Origin of the sequence: Ilumatobacter sp. (genome assembly GCF_049588435.1) — a bacterium.
In the GTDB taxonomy this organism is placed as follows: Bacteria; Actinomycetota; Acidimicrobiia; order Acidimicrobiales; family Ilumatobacteraceae; genus Ilumatobacter_A.
This window is the reverse complement of record NZ_JBAVYV010000233.1, coordinates 1-8,424: the sequence shown is the minus strand read 5'-3', so window position 1 is coordinate 8,424 and position 8,424 is coordinate 1. Positions and strand designations below refer to the sequence as shown.

The 8,424-nt window shown below is 66.1% G+C and carries 9 protein-coding genes; 6 read left to right on the top strand and 3 right to left on the bottom strand.

From position 1 onward, the window contains the following. The 3 genes from WBV89_RS09180 to WBV89_RS09170 all read left to right on the top strand — a co-directional run. Nucleotides 1-803 (top strand): branched-chain amino acid ABC transporter permease (locus tag WBV89_RS09180; protein ID WP_423981036.1); only part of this gene is annotated, 803 nt, incomplete at its 5' end. Next, nucleotides 793-1,809 carry an ABC transporter ATP-binding protein gene (locus WBV89_RS09175; protein ID WP_423981035.1) on the top strand — a complete coding sequence of 339 codons (1,017 nt, stop codon included), beginning with the start codon at nt 793-795 and terminating at the stop codon, nt 1,807-1,809. The genes WBV89_RS09180 and WBV89_RS09175, both read left to right, overlap by 11 nt. Beyond that, a complete protein-coding gene (locus WBV89_RS09170; protein ID WP_423981034.1) occupies nt 1,809-2,558 on the top strand; it encodes an ABC transporter ATP-binding protein in 750 nt (249 codons plus the stop codon). Before WBV89_RS09175 ends, WBV89_RS09170 begins: the two co-directional genes overlap by 1 nt. Before the next feature lie 102 nt (nt 2,559-2,660). Here the strand turns inward: WBV89_RS09170 and WBV89_RS09165 are convergent, their stop codons facing one another. Together WBV89_RS09165 and WBV89_RS09160 are read right to left on the bottom strand one after the other, a co-directional pair. Continuing rightward, entirely contained in the window at nt 2,661-3,683 is a 1,023-nt protein-coding gene (locus tag WBV89_RS09165) for a methyltransferase domain-containing protein (RefSeq protein ID WP_423981033.1), read from the bottom strand. 135 nt (nt 3,684-3,818) lie between these two features. Further along, the gene (locus tag WBV89_RS09160; RefSeq protein WP_423981032.1) at nt 3,819-5,246 is read right to left on the bottom strand and encodes an ABC transporter substrate-binding protein; all 1,428 of its coding nucleotides are present in this window, start codon (nt 5,244-5,246) and stop codon (nt 3,819-3,821) included. Between the two features lie 109 nt (nt 5,247-5,355). On the opposite strand from WBV89_RS09160, the gene WBV89_RS09155 reads away from it, so the two are divergent. The 3 genes from WBV89_RS09155 to WBV89_RS09145 are packed head-to-tail and all read left to right on the top strand — an operon-like array spanning nt 5,356 to nt 7,914. Continuing rightward, the gene (locus tag WBV89_RS09155; protein ID WP_423981031.1) at nt 5,356-5,991 is read left to right on the top strand and encodes a nitroreductase family protein; all 636 of its coding nucleotides are present in this window, start codon (nt 5,356-5,358) and stop codon (nt 5,989-5,991) included. A 10-nt stretch (nt 5,992-6,001) separates the two neighbouring features. After that, nucleotides 6,002-7,384 carry a xylulokinase gene (gene xylB, locus WBV89_RS09150; protein ID WP_423981030.1) on the top strand — a complete coding sequence of 461 codons (1,383 nt, stop codon included), beginning with the start codon at nt 6,002-6,004 and terminating at the stop codon, nt 7,382-7,384. Then, nucleotides 7,384-7,914, top strand: coding sequence for a J domain-containing protein (locus WBV89_RS09145; RefSeq protein ID WP_423981029.1), 531 nt, complete (start codon nt 7,384-7,386; stop codon nt 7,912-7,914). Before xylB ends, WBV89_RS09145 begins: the two co-directional genes overlap by 1 nt. A gap of 57 nt (nt 7,915-7,971) precedes the next feature. Here WBV89_RS09145 and WBV89_RS09140 read toward each other — a convergent pair. Beyond that, the coding region (locus tag WBV89_RS09140) for an L-threonylcarbamoyladenylate synthase (RefSeq protein ID WP_423981028.1) at nt 7,972-8,424 on the bottom strand (453 nt) is incomplete at its 5' end.

Sequence of the window (8,424 nt, the reverse complement as noted above, 5' to 3'; positions counted from 1 at the left end):
TGTTCTGGGTCGGCGTGGTCATGGCGGTGGTCGTGTTCCCCGTGATCTTCGCGCTGGTGATGGGTATCCCGACGCTGAGACTCCGGGCCGACTACCTGGCCATCGTGACCATCGCGGTCGCCGAGATCTTCCGCATCGTGGCCCGTTCACCTTCGCTCGACAAGTGGACCGGATCGTCGGACGGGCTCACCGGGTTCACGAGCACGTTCTACGACATGAGTCCGTTCACCACGACCGACCGGTACTTCTTCAACCTCTTCACCGGGAACCAGTTCTTCCTGGTGCTCGTCGGATGGACGATCCTGGCGCTCGGCACACTCGTGTGCTGGCTCTTGATCCGCAGCCCCTGGGGTCGTGTGCTGAAGGCGATCCGCGAGGACGAGGACGCAGCACGCAGCCTCGGCAAGAACGCCTACTCCTACAAGATGCAGGCACTGATCCTCGGTGGCATGTTCGGTGCCGTCGGCGGAATGGTCCGTGCGGTCGGCTTCTCCGTCGCACAGCCGGACAACTTCATCACCGACGTGACGTTCTTCGTGTACGTCGCGTTGATCCTGGGTGGAGCCGGCAAGGTCTTCGGCCCCTTGATCGGTGCGGCGATCCTGTACGCCGTGCTGGACTCGTCGGACACGATTCTGCGACAGTTGGTGGCCAACGACTACATCCCGAGCTCGATCATGAGCGGGACCCAGGTCGGTCAGGTGCGCTTCATGATCGTCGGTCTCGGACTGATTCTGCTCGCCGCATTCCGCCCGCAAGGAATCTTCGGCAACAAGGAAGAGATGGCCCTCGATGACCGATAAACCCCGCGAGGACTCCTATCCGGCGATGAACGAGGAGTTCGACCGAGCCTCTCCGTTCGCCGACGACTCACACGTCAAGGCCGGTCCTCGGCCCGACATCTCCGACGAGGAGGCAGACGCGGTCTTCGCCGAGGTCGTCACCGTCGAGGGTGTCGACCCCGTGGCAGCACGCGCTGCACTCGCGGACGTTCCGTGGGAGCCGGGAGCCAAGAAGCCCGATCCGATCCTCGTCGCCGATGGAGTGGTCCGTCGCTTCGGAGGCCTCACCGCTGTCGACGTCGACCACGTCGAGGTTCAGCGCGGCGTCATCACCGCACTGATCGGGCCGAACGGTGCCGGCAAGACCACGCTGTTCAACCTGTTGACGAACTTCGACACACCCGACGCAGGCACGCGGACGTTCAACGACAAGAACATCGACAAGGTCGCGGCGCACAACATCGCCGGCCACGGCATGGTCCGCACGTTCCAGCTCACCAAGGCGCTCTCGAAGATGACCGTGATCGAGAACATGAAGCTCGGAGCCACGCAGCAGAAGGGCGAATCGCTGTTCGCGTCGATCTTCCCGTTCCTGTGGCGCAAGCAGGAGAAGGAGATCGAGCTTCGTGCCGACGAGCTGCTCGTGCACTTCAAGATGGATCACATGCGCGACCAGTTCGCCGGCACGTTGTCCGGTGGCCAGCGCAAGCTGCTCGAGATGGCGCGTGCCCTGATGGTCGAACCCGAGATGGTGATGCTCGACGAGCCGATGGCCGGCGTCAACCCGGCGCTGACGCAGTCGTTGCTCGGTCACGTGACGGGCCTTCGAGACCAGGGGATGACCGTGCTGTTCGTCGAGCACGACATGGACATGGTGCAAGAAATCAGCGACTGGGTGATCGTGATGGCCGAGGGCAAGATCATCGCCGAGGGCCCACCCGCCTCGATCGGCGAGAACAAGGCCGTCGTCGACGCCTACCTGGGCTCGAGCCACGACTCCGCCCTCGACCTGGAGCAAGATCTCTGATGACCGACTCGACGACACCCGAACCGCTGCTCATCGCCGATGCGCTGACCGCCGGCTACATCCCCGGCGTGAACATCCTCAACGACTGCAGCCTGACGCTCGCCGACGGCGAACTGGTGGGCATCATCGGACCCAACGGCGCCGGCAAGTCGACGCTGGTGAAGTCGATGTTCGGCCTCGTCAACATCCGCGACGGTGAAGTCCGTCTGCGCGGTGAGGACATCACGAACATGAAGGCCCACTCGCTGGTGAGCCGCGGAATCGGCTACGTGCCACAGAACAACAACGTGTTCCCGGCACTCACCATCATCGAGAACCTCGAGATGGGCGTGTATCTCCAGCCGAAGACCTTCAAGGAGCGCTACGCGGTGGTCGGGGACATGTTCCCGCGGCTCGTGGAGCGTGCTGACCAGCGCGCCGGATCACTGTCCGGTGGCGAGCGTCAGATGCTCGCCATGGGCCGGGCGCTGATGATGAACCCGTCCGTGCTGCTGCTCGACGAGCCCTCGGCCGGTCTGTCGCCTGCGCTGCAGGACGAGGTGTTCGTCCGTTGCCACAAGATCAACAAGGCGGGTGTCTCGATCGTGATGGTCGAGCAGAACGCCAGTCGATGCCTCCAGATCTGCGATCGCGGCTACGTGCTCGACCAGGGAGCCAACGCGTACACCGGCACCGGTGCCGAGCTCCTGAAGGACCCGAAGGTCGTCGAGCTGTATCTCGGGACCCTCGTCAAGGACCACCAGGAATAGCCGGCTGGTCTGCCGAGTCGGCAGACCTCTCGAAGGCCTGAAGGCGTCGCAACATGTTCGCGAGCTGCATCACGGCGACAGCAGATGCGCCGGCTTCGTCTCTCAGTCGAGCGGGACGACGTACCAGGTGGACGGTTCGAACAGCTGGCCCATACGGAGGTTGGCACGCAGCTTCTCGCCGGCGGCAATCTCCCGGTCGAGACGAAAGACCCGATTACCCCAGCTCGTGAGCGGCGCCAGCGGACTCGTCGACAGGGCAGTGGCGTCGTCGAACACAGCGTCGAACCAGACGCAGTATCCGTCGACGATCGTGTCGGTCGCCGCGGTGCGTTCGATCAGGTGATCGGTGTCGAGCGAATCCAGCGACTCGAGGTCGTGGAGGTCGAACTCCAGGATCGGCCGGGGCTCGCCGATGGTCGATGCCACCGACCCCGGACGTGCCCAGAACTGTTCGTTGCGGCCGGTGTCGAACCGCGTGGCGATGGGGGATTGTTCGGTGCAGCTGAGGTCGATGCCGTCGGGCAGGTCGATGTTCCAGAACCGGCGGATCCGCATCGATTCATGGAACGCCACCGGCTCGGCGAAGAGTCGGAACCTTGCGGGCAGGATGCGTCCGCCGGGGCGGAGCACGCGGTCGCGCAGATCGAGCACGTTCTGCAGCATGTTCTCGTTGAACAGCTCATCACCCATCTGTTCGTGGAGGACGACGTCGATCGGCTCGGGTGGAGTGAATTCACGACTGTTGGCCTGCACGAACTCGATGTTCGTGAAGCCGTTGTGCTGTGCGATCTCACGCGCGACCTCGATGAAGTCCGAGTGTTCGACCGCGTAGACCTTCTTCGCGCCCGCCCGGCTCGCCATGAAAGCCAACAGCCCGGTTCCGGTTCCGAGATCGAGCACGACATCGCCGGGTTGCACATTGCGGTGGATGCCCCGGCGATAGGCGTCGACTCGGACGGAGTCGCTCAACATCTCCTCGTGTTCTGCGAGACCGGCGAAATTGGCTTCGTTCATGTGGTCGTAGACGACGCCCATGAGCCACTCGTTCGCAGCGATCCGTCGCGCGGCGAATCCCACGGTCGATCTGGCGGCCTTGGTGACGACCTGTGACGCCCGATTCCCCATCCCACGCAGGCTACGGAGCGCCGGGTGTTCCCGGCGCACGTCGTGGACGCGCACCCGGGACGCGAAACGGCCCGGAGCCGAAGCCCCGGGCCGTTCCAGCGGTGTTCGATTATTCGATGTCAGCTGATCCGAGGATCAGACCTCGACCGAACCTTCGACCGAACCGTCGACAACGATGGCGCCGGTGTCGTCGAATTCCAGGATGAGGATGGAAGCCTGCGTGGGCTCACCTTCGTCACGGAACTCGAGCGGACCGGAAACGCCGTCGTAGTCGAAGTCGGTACCGGCTTCGGCGAGCGGCAGGCACTCTTCGAAGCTGGTGCACTTCTCGCCACCACGGGTCACGTCGTTGATCGCTGCGCCCATGGCCACACCGTCATCGGAGCCGGCCACGATTGCGGCGAGCGACATGATGACGACGGTGTCGTAGGACTCGGCGGAGTAGGAGTAGTCGACGAGGTCCGGGTCAACCGCAAGGAGGTTGTCACGGAAGTCGGCGAGCTCACCTTCGACGTCGACACCCGGGAGGGTGCCGCGCATGCCGGCGAGGACGGTCGGGTCATCGAAGGCCTCGGCGAGGGCGTTGCCCATGTTGCCGTCGGTGCCGTAGATGGCCTTGGCGTCCGGTCCGATTCCAGCCTCGATGAGGCCGGTCAGGATCTTCGACGTCTCGTCGAAGCCGATGATCACGATGGCGTCGGAGTCGGCCTCCTGGGCCACGGCGACGACGTCGTCGAAGTTCTCGGCCTTCGGGTCGTAGATGTTCTCAGCGTCGACGACGCCACCCTGGTCCTCGAACGGGCCCTTGGTGAACTCGAGCAGCCCGGTGCCGTAGGCATCGTTGAGCACGAGGAAGGTCGCCGAAGCGTTGCCGTCCTGGATCATGACGTCAGCGAGTGCTGCGCCCTGAACGACGTCGGACGGAGCCGTACGGAAGTACAGGTCGCTGTCGTCGTAGTCGGTGAAGGTCGGCGAGGTGTTCGCCGGGCTGAAGTGGACCTTGCCGGCCTGCGTGATCTTGTCGATCACGGTCAGCGACACACCGGAGCTCGCGGCTCCGACGAAGCCGTCGACATCCTCGGCGAGGAGGCGGTCGACCGTGGCGTTGGCCACTTCTCCGTTGTCGCCGGAGTCACCGGGCAGGTACACGACGTCTTGTCCGAGCACTCCGCCAGCGGCGTTGACGTCGGCGACGGCGAGGTTGACGCCGGCGATCTCGGGCGGGCCGAGGAAGGCGAGGTTGCCGGTCTCGGGCAGGATTCCGCCGAGCACGAGCTGACCTTCGGTGGAACCGCCGGTCGACGCTTCCTCCTCCATCGCTTCGGTGGAGTCGGTCTCGGCCTCTTCCATCGCCTCGGTGTCAGCGGTTTCCGCTTCGTCGACGGCTTCGGTGACGTCGGTCTCGGCCTCGTCGACGGCTTCGGTGACGTCGGTCTCGGCCTCTTCGGCTGCGGTATCGGCGGTGGTGTCCGTGGGCTCGTCGCTGTCACTGCCGCAAGCTGCGGCGGTGAGCGAGAGGCCGACGAGCAGTGCGCCGACGCGCTTCACGCGTGCTTTCTGCATGTTGGATTCTCCCCCTGTCTGGGTGCGGGCGGGATTGCCCGCACGTTCTCAGGTCCGGGAAAGTGTACGCCTCGAACAGGCCACAGACCAAGCACTACGTTACATCGTTGTGAATCCCCGATCCCAGGTGGACCTCCTCGAGGGACTCGCAACCACCCGCTCCATCCGTCGCTACACCGACGATCCGGTCGATGTCGACGATCTCCGGTCGATCCTGTGGCACGCCGGCCGTGCCCCGTCCGGTTCGAATCGTCAGCCGTTCCGGTTCCTGGTTCTCCGCGACAGTGCCCAGGCGGGTCGCGCCAAGTCGTTGCTCGGCGACGCATTTCGGACCGGATGGAACGCGAAGCGTGAGTCGGATGGCTATCGCCCGAGTCGCTTCGCTGACTCGATGCAACGCTACGTCGACCGTTTCGAGTCGACCCCGGTCGTGATCCTCGTGTGTCTCGACCGCTACCGCCCGCCCGATCCGATGGAGGGAGCGTCGGTCTACCCGGCGTGTCAGAACCTGCTCCTGGCGGCGCGCGCACACGGGTACGGAGGGGCGCTCACGATGTGGCACCTGCGCGTCGAGCACGAACTGCGGACCCTGCTCGACATCCCGGATCACGTCGGCCTGTCGGCGTGCATCACGATCGGCGTCCCCGAGGGGCGCCACGGTCCCGTGCGTCGGAAGGCACTCGACGAGGTCGTCTTCGAGGATCGCTGGGGCAGGTCGGCCGACTGGATCCACGTCGAGCAGTAACGTCGGACCAATGCCACGTGTCGCCGGTGTCGATTCGAGTACGCAGAGCACGAAGGTCGAGATACGTGATCTCTCCAGTGGCGAGGTCGTCGCAACCGGACGTGGGCTGCATCCGACCGTGACTCCGCCCCGCAGTGAACAGGATCCCGAATCCTGGTGCACCGCGTTCGACGAGGCCTGGTCCGACGCCGCGTCGCCTGACGTCGCGGCAATCTCGATCGGGGGACAACAGCACGGGATGGTCGCGCTGGACGATGCCGACCGACCGGTTCATCCGGCCAAGTTGTGGAACGACACCGAGTCCGACGCGGATGCGGAGTGGCTGATCGAGCAACTCGGTTCACCGGCGGCCTGGGCCGATGCGGTCGGCAGCGTTCCGGTCGCCGCGTTCACGATCACCAAGCTGTCGTGGTTGCACCGCACGCGGCCCGACGCCTGGAAGGCCATGGCGCGGGTGATGCTGCCGCACGACTACATGACCCGGCGCCTCACCGGGCGCCACACGACCGATCGGGGCGATGCGTCGGGCACCGGATACTGGTCGGCGCGTGACGGTGCCTACCGGTTCGACCTGCTGTCGCTCGTCGACGCCGAACGCGACTGGTCCGTCGCTCTCCCCACCGTGCTCGGCCCGATGGACACCGCGGGCCAGTGGGAGTCGGCGATCGTCGCTCCCGGCTCTGGTGACAACATGGCCGCAGCGCTCGGGGTCGGACTGCGACCTGGCGACACGATGGTCTCGATCGGCACCTCGGGCACCGTGTCGGCGGTCTCGGCAACACCGACGGCCGATGAGACGGGCGCGGTGGCCGGTTTCGCCGATGCGACCGGACGTTTCCTTCCGCTCGTCTGCACGTCGAACGCCGCGAAGGTGCTCGACTCGATCCGCAATGTGCTCGGCGTCGACCACGAGGAGTTCGACCGGCTGGCGCTCGACGCCGCTCCGGGCGGGCCGGTCCTGTTGCCGTACTTCGATGGCGAGCGGACCCCGTACCGGCCCGATGCCACCGGCACCCTCGCCGGTCTCCGCAGCGATCTCACCCGCGAACAGTTCGCCCGAGCAGCGATCGATGGCGTCGCATGCGGATTGCTCGACGGGCTCGATGCCTTGCGTGACCTGACCGATCTGGACGGGCGGCTCGTTCTGGTCGGCGGGGGAGCGCGATCGAGGGCCATGCAGGCTGTGATCGCCGGGCTGGCCGGAATGTCGGTGATCGTCGCCGACGTCGACGAAGCCGTCGCCACCGGTGCGGCAGTGCAGGCCGCAGCGGTGCTCGAACAGGTCGACCACGCGGTCATTCAGGAACGGTGGGGCCTCGGGAACGGGACGCCGGTCGACGGCGTGGACGGCGGTTCGATCCGCGAGCGGTACGCGGCGCTCCGCGACGGTTGATGCCCTCGCCTCATTCCATCCTCGGACTGACTCCGGATGCGTCCGCGGACGAGATCCGCTCAGCACGTCGCGCATTGGCGCGCGTTCATCATCCCGATGCGGGCGGTGATGCGGCCGAGATGCAACGGATCAACGCGGCCGCCGCCCGTGCGTTGGAGTTGATCGACACCGTCGAGCCTGCATCGGAGACGAGCCAGGCACCGGCGGATCCCGGGTGGATCGGCGAGACCCGCGACATCCCGTCGTTCACGGTGGAGGCGCTCCCCGTCGACGCCTTCGAGGCGCTGCTGGTCGCCGCCGCCGAACTGGGCGAGGTCGCCGACGACGACCCGCCGTACGAGCTCCGAGCGGTCCTCGGTCCTCCGTTGACGTGCTGGTGCCAACTCGATCTGGTGCCGGACGCGGGCGCTGCGACGGTCAGCGTGTCGATCGCCGCCGTCGACGGCCATTCGCTGCCACGGCTGATCGACGTTCGCAACGCCTGGATCGACACCCTGAACAATCTCGGCGAGCGTCACCCGTTCGCGTGAGGAGTGTGCGCTCTGGCGGCGCAAGATTCTCACGCGAACACCGGTGAGCTCGGTGGGCTATCCGGGACCGCTCGACCGCGGGGCGGCAGCCTTGGTGAGTCGATCGCGGATGGCCAGGCCGAGCCCGTCGGGTTCGGGCAGGACCGCGATCAGTGTCCCGACGCCGTCCGCGTCGGCCCGGCGGAGCGAGGCGTAGAGCTCGCGGGCATATCGCCCGACATCGTCGGAGAGGTCGAGGATCCGGGACCGTGGCGTGCCCGCCGCGAGCGCGACGGCGTCATCGCTCGAATCGACGAGACGAACCTCGCAACGCGGCGCGTAGTGCGATGCGAGCATCCCGCTCGCACGGGCCGGGCCCGATGCAGCTGCGACCGGTGCGTCGAGAATCGTGCGCACCTGATCCGCGGTGATCGCCCCGGCGCGCAGGATCTGAACCGGCTGAACCGTGCAGTCGACGATCGTGCTCTCGACCCCGACCGGGCTCGGTCCGCCGTCGAGGATGACGTCACG